This is a genomic window from Microvirga terrae, assembly GCF_013307435.2.
GTDB classification, from domain to species: Bacteria; Pseudomonadota; Alphaproteobacteria; order Rhizobiales; family Beijerinckiaceae; genus Microvirga; species Microvirga terrae.
Map to the genome: position 1 here is coordinate 2,888,460 of NZ_CP102845.1, position 16,685 is coordinate 2,905,144.

At 58.9% G+C, this 16,685-nt stretch carries 11 protein-coding genes; 6 read left to right on the top strand and 5 right to left on the bottom strand.

Going from position 1 to position 16,685, the window contains the following annotated elements; genetic code table 11:
* The 3 genes from HPT29_RS13655 to HPT29_RS13665 all read right to left on the bottom strand — a co-directional run bounded on the left by HPT29_RS13655 (position 1) and on the right by HPT29_RS13665 (position 4,361).
* Positions 1–1,947, bottom strand: coding sequence for a methyl-accepting chemotaxis protein (locus tag HPT29_RS13655; RefSeq protein WP_173945598.1), 1,947 nt, complete (start codon positions 1,945–1,947; stop codon positions 1–3).
* Positions 1,948–2,347: 400 nt separating this feature from the next.
* Positions 2,348–2,707 carry a VanZ family protein gene (locus HPT29_RS13660; protein WP_173945597.1) on the bottom strand — a complete coding sequence of 120 codons (360 nt, stop codon included), beginning with the start codon at positions 2,705–2,707 and terminating at the stop codon, positions 2,348–2,350.
* Positions 2,708–2,924: 217 nt separating this feature from the next.
* Positions 2,925–4,361, bottom strand: coding sequence for a phenylacetate--CoA ligase family protein (locus tag HPT29_RS13665; protein ID WP_173945596.1), 1,437 nt, complete (start codon positions 4,359–4,361; stop codon positions 2,925–2,927).
* Positions 4,362–4,798: 437 nt separating this feature from the next.
* Here HPT29_RS13665 and HPT29_RS13670 point away from each other — a divergent pair, with 437 nt between their 5' ends.
* From HPT29_RS13670 to HPT29_RS13685, 4 genes are all read left to right on the top strand, one after another.
* Positions 4,799–6,136 carry a glycosyltransferase gene (locus HPT29_RS13670; protein WP_173945595.1) on the top strand — a complete coding sequence of 446 codons (1,338 nt, stop codon included), beginning with the start codon at positions 4,799–4,801 and terminating at the stop codon, positions 6,134–6,136.
* A gap of 131 nt (positions 6,137–6,267) precedes the next feature.
* On the top strand, positions 6,268–7,311 hold the full coding sequence (locus HPT29_RS13675; RefSeq protein ID WP_173945594.1) for a glycosyltransferase family 4 protein: 1,044 nt from the start codon (positions 6,268–6,270) through the stop codon (positions 7,309–7,311).
* 65 nt (positions 7,312–7,376) lie between these two features.
* The gene (gene asnB, locus HPT29_RS13680) at positions 7,377–9,371 is read left to right on the top strand and encodes an asparagine synthase (glutamine-hydrolyzing) (protein ID WP_173945593.1); all 1,995 of its coding nucleotides are present in this window, start codon (positions 7,377–7,379) and stop codon (positions 9,369–9,371) included.
* A gap of 110 nt (positions 9,372–9,481) precedes the next feature.
* Positions 9,482–10,603 carry a glycosyltransferase family 2 protein gene (locus HPT29_RS13685; protein ID WP_173945592.1) on the top strand — a complete coding sequence of 374 codons (1,122 nt, stop codon included), beginning with the start codon at positions 9,482–9,484 and terminating at the stop codon, positions 10,601–10,603.
* Positions 10,604–10,770: 167 nt separating this feature from the next.
* Here the strand turns inward: HPT29_RS13685 and HPT29_RS13690 are convergent, their stop codons facing one another.
* Complete coding sequence (locus HPT29_RS13690; RefSeq protein ID WP_173945591.1) at positions 10,771–12,075, bottom strand: phenylacetate--CoA ligase family protein; 1,305 nt, start codon at positions 12,073–12,075, stop codon at positions 10,771–10,773.
* An 882-nt stretch (positions 12,076–12,957) separates the two neighbouring features.
* Here HPT29_RS13690 and HPT29_RS13695 point away from each other — a divergent pair.
* Positions 12,958–13,341: a hypothetical protein gene (locus HPT29_RS13695; RefSeq protein ID WP_173945590.1), complete on the top strand. Its 384-nt coding sequence runs from the start codon at positions 12,958–12,960 to the stop codon at positions 13,339–13,341.
* A 471-nt stretch (positions 13,342–13,812) separates the two neighbouring features.
* Here HPT29_RS13695 and HPT29_RS13700 read toward each other — a convergent pair whose 3' ends face one another.
* On the bottom strand, positions 13,813–15,561 hold the full coding sequence (locus HPT29_RS13700) for a right-handed parallel beta-helix repeat-containing protein (RefSeq protein WP_259059992.1): 1,749 nt from the start codon (positions 15,559–15,561) through the stop codon (positions 13,813–13,815).
* A gap of 706 nt (positions 15,562–16,267) precedes the next feature.
* Between HPT29_RS13700 and HPT29_RS13705 the strand changes: the two genes are divergently transcribed.
* Positions 16,268–16,450, top strand: coding sequence for a hypothetical protein (locus HPT29_RS13705; protein ID WP_173945013.1), 183 nt, complete (start codon positions 16,268–16,270; stop codon positions 16,448–16,450).
* Positions 16,451–16,685: the final 235 nt, after the last annotated feature.

The window sequence follows — 16,685 nt, forward strand, 5'->3', positions numbered from 1 at the left end:
TCACGTCTCCGCGATCTGGAGCTCATCCGCCAGGGAGGCGATCTCCTCGATGGCGGCGGCCAAATCCTCTGCGCCGCGCGCCTGCTGCCGGGCCGCGGTGGCAGCTTGCGCGGATGCGTTTCCGGCCTGTTCGGCCACTGCCGCAACCTGCTGGGTCCCGAGCCTGACCTCACGAACGGCGCTGAGGATCGTCTCTGCCCCGGACAGAATGGCCGCACTGCCATTCCGGATCGATCTGACATCCGCCTCGACCGCCCCCAGCCTCTCGGCCATCAGGGCGTTCTTGGCAACCTCCGCCTCTGCACTTGATGCGCTTTGCTCCAGATCGCGGCGGACGATGATGATTTGATCCCGGATCTGGCGAACCACCTCCTTGATACGATCGCTGTTCTCGGATGCATCGCGGGCCAGAATGCGGATATCCCCAGAGACGATCGCGAAGCCGCGCCCCGCCTCCCCGGTTCGCGCTGCCTCGATGGAGCCGCTCACGGCCAGCATATTGGTCTGGACCGCGACGAGAGCGATGCTGTCGACGATCTTCTCGATGCGTCGGCTGGCCTCGTTGAGACCGCCGATCACTTCGATGACGGCCCGCATTTCCCGCAGACCCTGTTCGACGCCTTCGGCCATCCGCAGCGTCTCCGAACGGTTCTCCTGGATGGCTCCGGCCAGAGCCTCGATGCGCTGGACGGACGTGCCGGCGGAGTCCAGGGACGCAGCCGTGGCCCGCTCGATCTGTTCCATCGCAGCATTGGTCTGCTGGGTCGCGGCGGCCTGCATCTGCGCCCCCCGGCTGATCTGATCGACTGCGGTCATGATCTCGCCTGCGGCCCCGGACAGTTGCTGAATAGCGGCCGAGAGTTCCTCGGCAGCAGATGCAACCTGCTGGGCGGCGGCCGATCCTGCGGTGTTCGCCTGAAGATCATCGGCCAGGGCCGCCAGTTCCTGAGCAGTCTGCTGGCTTTGATCGAGAGAGACGCTTTGCTGCTGCACGGCACGCTGAGCCTCGGCGGCGGCGGCAGCCTGCTCCTCGGCGGCGCTTGCCACCTGCTCCGCCCCGCGCTGCGCCTCGCGAATGGCCGTCTCGGCCTCGATAGCGGCGATCAGGATCGACTGGCTGCCCTCGGACAAAAGAGTCATATCGGCGCGAATTCGGTCCAGACCCGATACGACGGCCCGACCCGTGCGCGCTTCACCGGCTGCCGCTTCCGCCGCGCCCCTGATCCTCCCGGCAACCGACCGGACCTCCGTGACGATGCCGTCGGCCAGGGTCTGGACTTCTTGGGCGCTTTTTTCGGACGCGCTGGCCAGCGCGCGGACTTCATCGGCAACGACGGCGAAGCCGCGGCCGTTGTCCCCTGCCCGGGCGGCCTCAATGGCGGCGTTCAGTGCCAAAAGGTTGGTCTGATCGGAAATATCGCCGACCGTCCGCATGATATCGCCGATTGCGATCGCCTGCTCCTCGAGGAGTTCGATCACATCGACCATCGCTTCCTGCCGTGCTGCATTCGTCGTAACGGCCGCCACCGAAGCGTCAATCTGAGCCCCCGCCTCAATCAGGAGGCTCTGGAGACCGGCCGTTTTGGATTGGGTGGCCTCCGCATGCCGCCTGGCTTCGGCGAACGATACGCCGAGGCTTATGACGGCCGAAAGGGATTGCTGCGAAGCCCCGGCCGCCTCCTCGGCCCCGGAGGCGATCGACTCCATCGCGCGGCGCAACTCCTCTGCAGCCGATGAGGACTCAGTCACACCGCTGGCCAGTTCCTCCGTGGCGGCCCCGATACGCTCGGCGGCCTTCTGCTGTCGGGCACGGACCCGCTCATGAGCCCGCCGCGTTGAGTTCACCCGTTTCAGGGACGCGGGTTGGTCCGACGGAACCGGAGGATCGCCGTCAATCTGACGGAGTGTGGCTTTGCCCGGAAGATCGGTCGTCTTAACCAGTGCCATCGATGGCCTTTGAGGTTTCGTAACAGCGTGGGAGGGCCTGATTTGACGTGCTGGCCCTATGGTCATCCCGATCACATCAACCAGAAGCGGAGCGATAACGTTTATAGGTACTGCTCCCCCACTAGCAAGCTGCCATACGGTAATTTCACCGCCTTGATATAATGTTTCAACAAAGCGGGTTTAGAAGACAGGCGCGGCGGGTTGTCTTCATTTGGGCCGCTCACGGACGGGCAACTGCGCCGCCCCATGATCGTCCGCAGGATTCATGTTCCTGCGGGCTCGGGCTGAACATGCCGCTTGGACGCACTCTCACGAACACTCAACAGTCCTCCCGGCGTCCCGACATTGGCAGCCTGCTTCTTCACTTTGTGATCCGACCCGGCGATTGCAGGTTCCACGGCTATCGCGATGCGAGCTGCCAATATCGCCCTGCCACGACAGCAACGGCGGCAATTCCGACGATGGCTCCCGCTCCACTGACGCATGCATCGACGACTCGGCTCTCCCGCCCCGGCGACAGGCCCTGGAGCATTTCCAAGACAATCCCATAGGTCACCAGCGAAGCGGCGATCTGCATCCGTTTCTCAGGGTAACTGAGCGCAAACAGGACAGCGGTTCCACAATAAGCAACGAAGTGCTCGACGTATCCCGGCGCGCTGGTACGGGTTTGGAATTCATCTGGGACGAGCGACAGGTAAGCAAGGATCGGCACGCACAGCCATGCGGCGGCGCGGAGTATGCGGCGGTTCAGAGCGTTCATATGCTACTGCCTGTAGTAAGAGAGGTGCCGGTCGCCGATTGTCGTACCCGATCCCCTCTTCACCTCACTGGCTTTCGGGACATGAAACCGAGCAAGGACCGCGGCTGAGAAGCATCCCATGGTTTGCCGCCCGATCGATCATTCTGGAACTCGCTGGACCATGCCCTGCTCTCATCCAAGCTCCTGCAGAGCAGGGCACGAACGAATGCAGGATGGATCAGGACGCCATCTTGTCTTCGTTCACGAAGGAACTCAGCGGGTAGTTGTGGCACATCCTGGGATGCTTCACGAGAGATACGGCATAACGATACTTGCCGGATGCCAGTGGCGGAATCGAGTCTACGAGCTCGAATTCGACATTGCAGCCATCTCCCATCACGCGCTGGAACGATGTGCGGATGTCTTCGAGAGCACAAGCGGGTGGAGTTGCCTCCGTGATCAACTTGATCAGTATGGAGTTGTAATCGGTCTGGATGACCTGAGTTTTCTTCAACCAACCGTCGTTGTGAACCTTTCCGAGGAAGTGCATGAAGAAATTTCCAGGAACCGTCGAGCCGTCCGCGCGCACAAAGGTATCCATGATGCGCCCCGTCACCGTCTGCAGCTTCTCCACCGACGGCGTGGGGTATTCCGTCAATGCGCCGACAACCGCCCGATCACCGATGCGATAGCGTATGATCGGCATCGTATAGTTCGTCATGCATGTGACAAGCACGTCGCCCTCTTCGCCCGGTTTGCAGGGCTCGCCGCGCTCGTTCACCACCTCGACCAGATGTGTGTAGGTAAAGACGTCCATTCCTTCGCCCGCGACCCGCTCTCCGGCGAAAGTACCGACCTCGCGCGAACCATACCGGTTGAGGACAGAACAGCCAAAAGCTTTCTCAACTTCATTTCGAATGAATGGGTAAAGCGTACCGGCGCTGGTGACGACACCTCTGACACTTGTAATTTTGATACCATGATCATTGATGTAGCGAGCCAGTTCATAGACGCTCTCGGCGTAGGCTTCGATCATAACGGGCCGAACCTGCTGCATGATCTTGGCATACCGCTCTAGGTCCAGTTGGCTCATGCACCATGAATTCAGGAAGGTCTTGTTGCGTATGAAGTTGGACAACCTGTTTCGCCAGCCCGACGTTCCGAGCAACACATCACGCTCTGAACCCCAAAGCGTCACGTAGGGTTCGCCCGAATCCCAGCCAGCCCAGCGCTGCAGCATCACCTGGGTCGATCGACCAATCTCGTCATAAAACCGGTCCTGCAGCACGACGACGGGAATTCCAGAACTTCCGCCCGAGCCGTTCTTATACCAGGGGCGTGTGCTGTAATCCCGACTCTTCAGACGCTCGAACTCGTTGTGCAGATGATCGCGCGTCAATTCCGGAATCTGAGAAAAACGTGTCAGGTCAACGTGATCACCGTCAACAACGCCGGCCTGGCGCAGCAAATCCTCGTAGTATGGTACGCTGCGAGCAGCATGGATCAACAATTGCTTGAGCTGTTGAGCTTGGGTCGAACGCCGCTGCGTGATCGGCCACGTATAAAAATCGGACAGAAAGGCAACATGGTTCGGAACAGGGTTGCGTGTGACATGCGTGTCGTAAAACCCCAAGATAGGCCTACGCCAATTCCCCATGATCTTCGCGCCTCTCATGATTCATGTAAATCTTAGCGATGTGGCCGAAAAACAGAAACGAACTCAGGTATTACTCCAGAATAATGTCCGCGGGAACGACGGGCGGCTCGACGCGCGCCGCCCGTCAGTCGCTGGTTCGGGCCACTAGAACTCACCACCACAAGGCTCACCGGCATCTCGAAAGGCCACCACGGTCGCCCAGCGGCACGAGGGAGACTGCAACAGTGGAGTGAGCCTGATCGGCCGCTCATCACGGCCACGGGTCTTGTCTCAGGATCCATTAAGGCGGGCCGTCTTGTCTGCGTTCGGGTCTACAGCCCTAGCCGCTGCCCGGTAAGCACGAGCATCGGTGACAGCATGCTCTTTAGGTGCACTCCCGAAGAGAGACTACATGCAGTCTGGTTTGATGGTACCCTGCCGGGGTTGTGGCTGATGTTTGCCGACGAGCGGAGGAAGTGATTACCGTCCGTACATATGATGCTCGTCTGCGATGTAGAGCGATCTGGACAAGCAATCAGAACCGCAAATCGAATGCGACAGCTGGCGTTTCCGACATCTGCCCGACGATGCGCCGAACGTCACGACCATTCAAGCCGAACATGGCACGGGAAAGGGTTACAACATTGTCGATGGTCGCGGAAGAAATGCCTAGAGTGCACACCGGTGACGTTGAGAAGGCGCGCTCCGCCGCAGCTCCTCCAAGACCGATAGCAATCATTATCGGGCAGTTTAAGCATGGCGGTAGCGAACGCCAGCTCTATACCTTCTTGTCGTATTGTGACCGTAACCGCTGGAGCCCGGTTGTCTACGTGTCGGGAGAACTCGGTTTCTGGGAGGAGCCGATCCGCAAACTGAATATCCCGGTCGTACTCCTGACGGGTGGCCCGCTCGCGAAGATGTGGCAGTTCAGAAAGCTTTGCATTGCCCAAGGTGCGAAGCACTTCTTCTCATGGTCTTCCTACACGAACGTCTATGGACTGGCTCTGGCCGGACTCGCTGCTCATCGGGTCGGATCGTTCCGAAATACAGGATTCACCGACCTGCCATCACGCTGGAGACGGATCTGGGCATGGGCGAGCCTGGCAGGAATATCGACAGCGGTCTGCAACTCGCGGCGGACAAAAACCGAAATATCGCAGCGGAGCGCGCCCGCGAAGCAAGTTGTCTACGTTCCGAATGCCATTCAGGTTTTTTCTGACGACAACTTGCGATCCTATCGCGAGGCCTGGCGTCAGAAGCTAGGCTTGTCCGACAATGACGTGCTCGTTCTCGGTGTCGGTCGAGTCGAACCTGCCAAAAACTTCAAGCGTTTTGTCGACGTTGTACATCAAGTTGTCGAGCAAGTTCCCATAAAGGCCGTCGTCGCAGGCCGCGATCAGGGAGATTTGCCAGCTGTCAAGGCGCACGCGGATCAGCTCGGTTTGCAGAAGTTTATTCAGTTCCCTGGATTGGTCCCGGACGCCCGCGAGCTGATCTGCGCCGCTGATATCTTCCTATTGTCGTCTGATCGAGAAGGCATGCCGAATGTCGTCTTGGAGGCCATGGCGGCTGGTGTGCCGTGTGTGTCAACAAATGTTGGCGCCATCGATGACGTGATAGAGAATGGGAAGACAGGCTTCATAGCCGGGATGGATGTGCGCGCGCTGGCTCAGCATGTGCATCAGCTGGCAGTTGATCCCGCCTTGAGACAGCTGTTCGGAAGTCGCGCACGGGACGCAATCAAGAGCAAGTTCCAGCCGGAACACATCGTGGGAGAGCTCTGGACACTGTGCGAGGCAAGAATCGGTCGCTAGGAAACCCGTTGTGGCATCTCCTCCCATCACACGCCGAAGAGTGAAGGTTCGAGCGGAATAATCGAGACTCCGCGTATGGCGGATTGGTCAGCTTGAGGACATCATTGAAAGAGTTACATCAGGAGTTTCGCATGGAGGCACCAATACGCGTCTTGATGATTACGTCCGAGTGGCCGACGGAAAAGAGTCCCTTTGCTGTTCCTTTTCTCGTGCAGCAGGTGGATTTTCTGAGGCGCGCGGGCGCCGACGTTGATGTGTTCTTCTTTCGCGGTGCAAAGAATCCTCTCAACTATGTCAAAGCCTGGTGTAGATTGCAGTGGGAGTACAGATCCAAGTGGAAGCAGTACGATCTGATTCACGCCCAGTTCGGTCAGGCCGCATTGATCCCTTGGCCGAAGAAGCTGCCCCTTGTCATCACCTTTCACGGCGTCGACATGCTGGGGCAGCTTTCGGACACAGGACAGATGACCTGGCGTGGAAAACTGCTCGTATGGCTCGGCAGGCTCGCCGCTCGGTTTGCGGATGCAGTGATCATCGTCTCGAACGAGATGAGGCAAAACCTCCCGAAGTCCATGACTCTCCACATGCTTCCGACAGGAGTCGACCTGGCGTCGTTGCCTGAATTGTCGAAGGACGAGGCGCGCCGGCAGCTGAGCCTTCCTGCCGATGAGCGGCTCGTCCTCTTCGTGGGCAATCCGAAGGACCCTTTGAAGCGCTACGACCGGGCACGCGAGGCGATTGATGCTCTAAACAGAAGGTTGCCGGTCACGCTCGTGCTCGGATGGAATATGCCGCACGGCGATATCATCAAGATGATGCATGCCTGCGACGCTCTCATCGTGACGTCCCTGCAGGAAGGATCTCCCACGATTGTCAAGGAGGCTCTTGCGTGCAACCTCGGCATCGCTTCCGTGATTGTCGGCGATGTGGTCGAAAGGTTGGCAGGTATCGAAGGGTGTGAAGTCGCTGCGGATCACGCACCCGAGACGATCGCTGCCGCCCTTGAAAAAGTTCTACTCCATGGGGGAAGAGTTAAGGGTCGCGAGGCAATCCAAGAACTCGATGAACGTGTAATAACGGACAAGCTCATGCGGATCTACCGTGGCGTCACGAGGCACGGTCGTCCGACCTACCAGCTAAGCGATCGGCCGTTCGTCTCGACCGAAAGAAGATAATCCGGAGCCCCTGCGGGTGCCGCCGCTGCTTTGACCAATTTGAACCAATCCTGGAGGTTATACTGATGTGCGGCATCTTAGGCGTTGTTAGCCTCAGCGGAGAGCCCGTCGATACTGGCGTTCTACAGCGGATGAACGACCTGCAGTCCCACAGAGGCCCCGATGGAGAAGGCTTCCTGCTGGGATGGTTCGACGGCGACACGTCGAGCCAGGTCTTCGTTCCTCAGATCGCACAGTACGGTCTCAACAACGCGGTTCAAGTTGCCTTGGGACACAGGAGGCTGGCAATCCTTGATCTTCTGGACCGCGGATTGCAGCCGATGGCTACCGGCGACGGGCGCACCTGGATCGTCTTCAATGGCGAGATCTACAATCACCTGGAGCTACGCGCCGAGCTCGAGCAGTGCGGATATCGGTTCAGGAGCCGCACAGACACGGAAGTCCTTTTGACGGCATACGAGCACTGGGGACAGGATTGCTTGTCGCGGATAGAGGGAATGTACGCCTTCGCGATCTGGGACGGAAATCGCAGAAGACTATTTTGTGCTCGCGATCGGTTTGGGATCAAACCCTTCTACTATGCCTTGAAGGACGGCTATTTCATTTTTGCGTCTGAAATCAAGGCGCTTCTCGCATTCCCGGGCGTCGAGGCAGTTGCCGACGACGAGGCCGTGCTTGGCTTCCTCACGCACGGCAACTGCGACTATAGCGAGCGGACCATGTTCCGCGACATCAAGGCGCTTCCAGGTTCACACTGCATCGATATCGATTTGGGTACCGATACGTTCATGCCGCGGTCCTATTATCAGCTGAACCCGCAGACACGATACGATCTGTCGGATGAGGATCAGATCGGACGATTGCAGGAACTCCTTGTCGACAGTGTCCGAAAGCATCTGATCAGCGATGTTCGGATTGGGAGTTGCCTCAGTGGAGGCCTCGACTCGTCGGCTGTGGTCGCGTTGGTTGGAAAGATTTCGCGTGAAAACCCCGAGGCGGCGGGAGCAATCGGAGACAAACTCCACACCTTTACATCCTGCTACGAATATAAGGAGCTTGACGAGCGGAGCTTCGCTCGAAGCATCGCGGACTCGGTCGGAGCCAGATCAGAGCTCGTGTTCCCATCCGCTTCGGACTTCTGGGCAGACTTCGAACGACTGACGTGGCATCAGGACATGCCGTGCGGCAGCCTGAGCTTCTACGCGCAATGGCGTGTTATGAGAGCGGCAAAGGAAGCCGGCGTCAAAGTCCTCCTCGACGGACAGGGTGGAGATGAGGTGTTCGGAGGCTATGCGAAATTTCGATACGCATATATGGCCTCTCTCCTTCGATCTGGCCGCCTCCCGAAATTGTCGAGCGAGCTCTATGCCATGATGCGCCAGGGAGACCGTTACGTGCTCGACTTGCGCAACGGGTACCGCTACCTGCCAAAGAGCTTGCGCCAACTGCTGAACGTCGACTCGGTTATGAAGAACGTCATTCGAACCGATTGGAGCAGCGCCGTTTCAGATCACAGCTCACCTGCTACACGTTGGTGGCGTAACGCCTTCTCTCACAGGAGCGACGGCACGAAGGATTCCAGCACGCTGATGCAGCGGATTCAGCTCGATGATATTCTCGTTGACACGCTTCCGCAACTCTTGAGATTTGAGGACCGCTCGTCGATGGCGTTCTCAATCGAGGCACGTGTCCCGCTTCTGGATCACCGCCTTGTCGAACACGGCATCTCGCTTCCGGATCATCTGAAAGTGAATAACGGCTGGAGCAAGTTCGCCGTTCGTAAAGCAATGAAAGGCTTGATGCCGGAGGCGGTACGAATGCGAAAGAGCAAACTGGGTTTCGCAGCACCCGATCGCATATGGCTCTCCGATGATCTCAAGCCTCGGATCGATGAAATGGTCAAAGGGACGATGCGAAGCGAAAAGTACATCAATTCGGCAGCCTTAAGGCAGTGGCACGCGTCGTCGAGGATCGATAAAGGGAACAAGGAGTCCTATCTGGGGCTGTTTCGAATAATGTCTCTCGAGACGTGGATGCGCACGTTCAACGTGTCGTGCTGAATCGACTTGCCACTGAATGGGCCTCTTCGAGCCAAATCTCCAAATGACATGAGCTCACTCATCGACGTCGTCCCAGGGCAAGAGAGATAGATAAATTCAGGGAGATCGAAATGCATAACGTGATGCCCCAGTCGAGGGAGGCGAACGACATCAAGGCCGAAATGGGCCGCGCGTTTCGGCCCGTCAGCGTCAGCATAATTATGCCCGTTCGCAACGAGGCGAAGCATATCGGACAATGCCTCCGAGCAATCCTGGCACAGGATTACCCGTCCGAGCTGATAGAGATCATCATCGCTGATGGGCTGTCGACGGACGATACCCGTGCCATCATCGCGAAGCTGGCGGCTGATCACCCTGAGACCCGCATCGCGGTGCTGGATAATCCGCTTCGGATCGCCCCTTCGGCCCTCAACCTTGCGATCGCCCGGTCGACGGGAGATGTGATCCTGCGAATCGATGGCCACACGTTCATCGCTTCTGACTATGTGTCGCAGTGTGTAGCCGCCCTGCAGACGTCAGGCGCCGACAACGTCGGAGGTGGCACGGAGCCGATTTGCCAGGGCCGTTTTGGCGAAGCAGTGTCGCTGGCCACCGGCACTTCCTTCGGCGTCGGACATGGGCGTTGGCGTCTCGCCCCGCAGGAGCAATGGGTGGACACGGTCTATCTCGGGGCTTGGCCACGCCGTGTCTTCGAGGAGATAGGTCTGTTCGATGAGGAGCAAGTTCGAAACCAGGACGATGAATTCAATTATCGGTTGCGGGAGCATGGTGGATCGGTTTTGATGAGCCCGCACGTCAAGTCGAGCTATTACAACCGCAGCACACCGCGCTCCTTGTGGCGCCAATACTACCAATATGGGTATTGGAAGGTGCGTGTCATGCAAAAGCATCCAAGCCAGATGCGGGCGCGGCAGTTCATCCCTCCACTCTTCGTCTTGACGCTGCTGCTCGCGGCGGCACTTGCGCCGTTCACAAGCACTGGCCTTTGGATGCTCGTTCTGGTAGCCGGCTGCTACGCGGCAGCTAACATCATCGCCTCCGTCTGGGCGGGACGGAACGCAGGCCTTGCCATGCTGCCTTCGCTCATGGCCGCATTCGCGATCCTGCATGTCTCCTATGGGTCGGGGTTCCTGGTCGGGTTGGCTCACTTCTGGAACCGCTGGGGGCAGCACGGGCGAGTCAAACGCCTCGCAGCTGGCCCCGATCGTCCTGCGTCAGCGGAGTGCCTCTAGAGCCATATTCGGCAAGGTTGGTCTGCTGTAGCGAACTCAATTGCACCGCAAGAATGGAAAGAGTTGTTTCCACTCTAGTGGAAGAAGCTCTTGGTCTGAGAAATGACCAATCATCTTCGGTGTGAAGGAAGCAGCGGACTAGCGGTCCGCTGGGACTGCACGACGTCTCAATTCACGTCGACGATAACTGGATCCGTCGAAGTTCCTGAATCAGAGCGCGGCAGGTGGGTAATCGTGTACCGATACTTCCCTGAAGGCGATGCCGGAATATCGTCGACGAAATCGAAATCAATTCTGCAGTTTTTGCCCATCACGCGCTGCAGCGTATTCCGGATTTCATCGAGTGCATGGTCCGTCGGTGCTGCTGTCGTGATCATCTTGATCATGATCCTGTTGTAATCTTTCTGAATAACCTGCGTCTTCCGGATCCACCCGGAGTTGTGAACAACGCTCAGGAAGTGCATGAAGAATGTCGCGGGCACCGTTGATCCATCCTCTCGGACGAGAGCATCCAAGATGCGTCCGGTGACGGCCTGGAGCTGGTCGACCGAGTGAATCGGTATGGTTGCGGCGGCTCCGACAATCGCCCGGTCCCCCAATCGGTACCTGATGAGCGGCATCGAATAATTCGTCAGGCTCGTAACTAAAACATCGCCCTCCTCACCGGGCCCGCATGGATGACCGTTTTCATCCACGACTTCCACCAGATTGACGTATGAAAACACATCAAGCCCTGAACCAGACGTCGTCTCGGCCGCGATGTCTCCGACCTCGCGCGATCCGTAACGATTCAGCACCGGACACTTGAACGCATTTTCCACCTCGTGCCGTATGAACGGATAGAGAGTGCCAGCACTGCTGATAACGCTTCGGACGCCGTCAATCCGCGTGCCAGTCTCATTGAGGTAGCGGGCAAGTGCGTAGATGCTTTCGGCATAAGCTTCGATGACCGCAGGCCGGATCCGCTGCAGCGTCTCTGCATAGCGTTGCAGGTCAGCTTTGGTCATATTCCAGGAATTGAGCAAAGTCTGGTTGCGAATGAATCCGGAGAGCTTGTTGCGCCACCCTTCCGACCCCATGAGAATGTCACGCTCGGAGCCCCAAAGCGCGACAAGCGGCTCCCCAGAGGCACGGCCCGCCCATTCATAATGCAGGTCCTTCACGGCTCTGCCGATATCGTCGTATGAACGATCCTGCAAGACCACGACGGGCTCGCCCGTACTGCCGCCGGTGGTTCTCCTGTACCAGCTCCTTAAGTCGAGGTCGTCGCTCTTCAGATGCTCGAATTGGTCGCGCAGGAGATTACGGGTCAATTCCGGGATCTGTCCGAACCGTGAGAGATCCACCATGCCGTTCCGAACCACCTTGGCGTTATGCAGAAGTTCTTGATAATACGGAACGTGGCGCGCTGCGTGACGAAGCAATCCGGTGAGGCGGCGGAGCTGGACCTGCCGGCGCTGCTCAACGGACAAGCGATGGAATGCGTCCAAATGCGCAACGTGTTCTGGTATTGGGTTCTTTATGATGTGTGAGTCATAAACCGCTAGAATGGGTCGGCGCCAATTGTACATGAGTGATCCTCTGGCGTAGCATTTCCGCCATTCGATAGTTTGTCGGACGTCAGGCCCGGGTGGCTTGGCGTCGGATGAAGAGATGCGGAAATGCCCTCATAAGACGCCGCATCTCCCGATTTATTCCACCGGATTGTCTTCGGACCAACACACACGTTCCTGACACCTTGAACCTTTCCGGAAAATTGTCGAAACTGCTGGCTAACTTTGACTTATTTTCCTGCCGATCAAAGCTGCTTTCGGTATCATTACACCTTTGAATGATACAAGCGGGCCCCCGGATGCTCACGCACGGACCGTAGCAGTCAAAGCGATGATGCAGGCCAGGCCGGACAAGTGGATCACGTGTACGTGAGCACGTCGGCGAGTGGCTAGGGAACCTCCTTGGCACGGGTGCCGTAAACTCGACCCTTCGAACGCAGCCAGAGAATTTCCGTATGGGCGGCGCCGGTTGAGTTGACGAGAGCCGGCTGGGGATCTGTTCGGCCCTGCGGGGAGTTATACATCCAGCGATGGCTGCACTTGTCGACTCGCCTTCTCGAACAGGCGGAGGACGAGGTAAGCCAGCTCGGCGTCGCAGCAACCGGGGATCAGCGTTGCCTTCCCCGAGCACGACGAACGAGCTGCCAAAGATCGTAGTTTGACGATCAACTGGATGTACACCCAACTGCCAACTTGCGGTAGGTGTCGACGCTGAAGGGGATATTATGCACCTGTTCGTGTGCACCACCTTGGCTGGAGCTTCTGCATCTAGCCCTCTGCCCTCAAGAGGGGGTCAATAGCATGGCCGAGGCGCGCGTCGGCATTCGCGTTGCCGATGATCGACAATCGGTGACGATCGAAATCGGCCCCAGCTCGGAGCAATCAGAACCTATCGCTCTGAACCTTGATCAACTTACCCAGATCATCAAGCTGCTGGGACAAGCCAGGGCCCTCATGGTCGAAGACGAGCAGAAGCGGCCGCTCGATGGGAAAACGGTCGAAACTGTTATTGACCCACCCTGGTACATCCAGGTTGCGCAAATCGACGGCTCACTTCTTGCATTTGACCACCCGTCCTATGGACCGCTCGCATTTGCCCTCCCGCGAGCTGATGTGATCAGGATTGTCGACATCCTGAGCAAACATTTGGCTTATGCACAGACCCAGCAGGAAAAGCCAAGCTAGCTGAGTAGCCATTTTCTGGCTGCCTGTCGTCATGGAGCAAGTGGGCGGAAGATCGGAAGGAACTCCGCAGACGTTTGCGTGTTTCCGGGAGGAATGCAGGCCCTGCGGATGTTGGTGTCCTGCGGGTTCGAAAGCGTTCATCGGCTCAGGTTCTTACGCCCTTGAGGGACCCGTCCAGCACCACGAACAGATATCAGAATGGGCGTTGGATGGAGCAGATGCGTGCGAACAATTCAGTCGCAGCCCGAGTGAAGCCTTTCGGGCAGCGAGAAGTCCCGCAAAATGACCCGGGGTCGTGCTCTACTCTTGCAGGGTTGAACAATCACGTGAGACGTTGATCCGAGATCAGCATGCATTTCCGTCGAGGAACCAAGCGCACGGCCCACGAGCGCCAGATGCTGCGACTTGCCCGGCTTGGCTAGCGGGATAGTAGCCCCGGATGGCCGGGGCTACTGGGAATCATAGCGACAGTTAGATGACGACGAAGTCAGCGGCCGTCATCTTCAGGGCAGCGTCCACCTTGGCGAACTTGATCGCCGCGCCGGTGCCGGAGCCGTCGGCATCGTATGACAGATCGCCCGTCTTGCTGTTGTAGATGATGCGGTCCGTGGTATCCAAAGCCTTCTCGCCGATCACGAACTTGCTGGCCGCCAGGGTTCCCGTCGATCCGAGCTTGGTGAAAACCGAGTCGTTGAGACGGATGGTATCATCCGCCACGTTGAAGTCGGTGATCGTGTCGACATTGCCGGAGCCCAGCTTGGTGTCGAACGTGAAGGCGTCCTTGCCCGAACCACCCGTGAGGATGTCGCTGCCGCCTTTGCCCCACAGGTAGTCGTTGCCACCCCTGCCATCGATCTTATCGACCGCTGTCGTGCCGACCAGCCTGTTGTTGCTGCTGTTCCCCGTGATGGTGTTCGTGGGGGTCGGAGTCGGTGTGGGGGTAGGCGTCGGCGTGGGGGTCGGAGTTGGCGTGGGGGTCGGCGTCGGCGTGGGAGTCGGCGTAGGAGTCGGAGTCGGCGACGGCTCGGAGCCGACGGACCCATACTCGAATGCACCGAGGTCTGCGGTTGCGCCGAGATAGGCGCGGCCGCTGACGGCGACGCCCTTGTCGATGAGGTCGCTGGAGCTGGCCAGGTGCAGGAAGGCGCTTTGCGGCAGGGAGCCGTCGGCGGCGCGGGCGGCCACGGCGGAGCTGCTGTCGAGCGACTGGAAGTCGGCGCTGGAGAGTGACACGCCCAGGTCCCAGGAGTTGTGGTCGGCCGTGCCGGTGGTCTTGAGCTTGCCGGTCCCGTACGAGATGTTGTTGCGGAACACGTGCCCGGCCGCGGCATCGAAGTAGAAGTTGTAGATGCCGTTGTTGTAGGCGGTGTTGTTGTAGAGCGTCAGCTTGGACACGCCGCCGTTGCTGCCGTTCTCGTCAAAGCCGTTCATCTTGTTGCCGAAGGCCACGTTGCCCTCGACCACGTGGGCGCCGGCGGTCGAGCCGGAGCCGTCGCGCACGCCGCCGAGCTTGAAGCCGTTGCCGTCGCCGCCGGGCTTGCCGTCCACGGTCCAGCCATTGCCCCAGGCCCAGTTGTTGATCACCTTGAGAGCGCCGGCCTTGGTGCCGTTCTGGATGTTGTAGAAGTCGTAGCCGTCATCCGAGTTGGCCCAGGCGCGGGTGCCCTCGAGCACGTTGCCGCTGCCCGTGGTGGCAACCTGGAAGCCGTCGGCGTTGTCGAGGTTCAGGTCCTGGTTGTGATGGGAGTCGATGTTGCGCAGCAGGTTGTTGGCGCTGGAGCCGAACAGGGACACGCCCTTGCCCTCCCACTGCGACAGGCGGCCGTTGTGGTGCACGTCGAGGTTGTCGAAGACGTTGCTGTTGGACGCGCCCTTGATCAGCAGGCCGCCTTCGGCGCCGTTGCGGATCTCCAGGTTGGTGACGCGGTTGAAGGACACGCTGTCGAGGCTGAGCACGTAGCCGGCGGCGCCGCCCTTGGTCATGGCCGCGCCGTCGAGCACGGCCTTCTCGCCGGGTGCGCTGGTGATGGTGATCGGGGCGGCGGCGGTGCCGTCGGCGGAGAGCTGGATGCCGGTGGTGAGCTTGTAGACGCCGCCGCGCAGGTAGATGGTGTCGCCCGGCTTGGCCAGGCTGTGGGCGTGTTGCAGGGAGGCGAACGGCTGCGCGGCCGTGCCGGCCCCGCTGTTCGACCCAGTCGTCGACACGTAATAAATCGTCATTTTTGTAGAGCCCCTATATGTATATATAGTATTGTTTTAATTGCCCCCAGATTACCGCCACAAACCGACGTATTGGATCGTGTTGTCCAAACTAACTGGGTGCGCTCTGGGAATTGCTCTGGGATTGTGACCAGAATATGATTATTGCCAAGATCTTCGAACATTCGTGTTTTCGAACCCTGAGGAAAATATCCATCGTATAGCGCTCATCGCGTATAAAAAGGCCTGAGTTCAAAGCGGTACCTTAAGTCAAAATTCTTATTCTTTCTGATCTACTTTCACGAAATACTTGTCCACTCGCGCTGCTGGAGCGAGGGTGACGGTGGGGCAGATGAGAGCCCGCGGGGCACGACGCTCACCAAGTCAGGGACCAGCCGACGCCGGATTCGTCGGTCGACATGGTTAGGGCGGCGGCGCTCTGCACCTTGTTTCTCGTCGCGCCCAAGCAAGAGCGTCTGATGCCGGAACCTTAGCCGGTCGGCGTTAACAGAGCATGCTCATGCCGACGGCTCCACAAGCCCACGCGCCTAGTCCTCCCCAACGCTTCCTGCGACTGTCGGAGCGCCGTCCTGGATGTTCAGCGCACCCTGACTGACGAACGCAGCTCCTTCGATACGGTCCTGAGCGTCGACTTCAAGAGCCAGCATCTGCCCTGCGCGCAGTGTCGGTCGGTTACCCGCCACATCCGAATTGACCAAGAATCAAGTTGGTCATCTACATGTCGGCGGCTGCTTACAGCAACGGGATCATCTTGGAGGCGGCCATTGCCCCAACCCGCTCGGACGATGAAGAACTGCCAAAGCAGAACCATGGTCGATTCTCCCCACCTGAAGGCGCCCTGCCGGACGGCAATGCCTCGTCGCCAAGAGTTGCAGAAGGGTTCTGGTGAAACAGGTAGGCACCACTTTCATAGACGGCATCATTTCTGATCCGAGCCCGCCCCTGTGCCGCCGCGGGGCACCTGCAATGACACCGCCCTTCATGCCGTGTGACTGAACGCCTGCGGCGTGATGGGAGCCAGCCTCTCCTCTCTCACCACCCTCCCGTCTGGGCCCCTGCAAGGAAACCCATCCATACGGGCCCCGCGCCTTCGACCATTCCTATCCGGTCCCTGACGACGAACC

Excerpts from the sequence above, each read along its gene's own strand:
- HPT29_RS13655 (WP_173945598.1), bottom strand. The coding sequence starts at position 1,947 with ATGGCACTGGTTAAGACGACCGATCTTCCGGGCAAAGCCACACTCCGT.
- HPT29_RS13660 (WP_173945597.1), bottom strand. The coding sequence starts at position 2,707 with ATGAACGCTCTGAACCGCCGCATACTCCGCGCCGCCGCATGGCTGTGC.
- HPT29_RS13665 (WP_173945596.1), bottom strand. The coding sequence starts at position 4,361 with ATGAGAGGCGCGAAGATCATGGGGAATTGGCGTAGGCCTATCTTGGGG.
- HPT29_RS13675 (WP_173945594.1), top strand. The coding sequence starts at position 6,268 with ATGGAGGCACCAATACGCGTCTTGATGATTACGTCCGAGTGGCCGACG.
- asnB (WP_173945593.1), top strand. The coding sequence starts at position 7,377 with ATGTGCGGCATCTTAGGCGTTGTTAGCCTCAGCGGAGAGCCCGTCGAT.
- HPT29_RS13685 (WP_173945592.1), top strand. The coding sequence starts at position 9,482 with ATGCATAACGTGATGCCCCAGTCGAGGGAGGCGAACGACATCAAGGCC.
- HPT29_RS13695 (WP_173945590.1), top strand. The coding sequence starts at position 12,958 with ATGGCCGAGGCGCGCGTCGGCATTCGCGTTGCCGATGATCGACAATCG.
- HPT29_RS13700 (WP_259059992.1), bottom strand. The coding sequence starts at position 15,561 with ATGACGATTTATTACGTGTCGACGACTGGGTCGAACAGCGGGGCCGGC.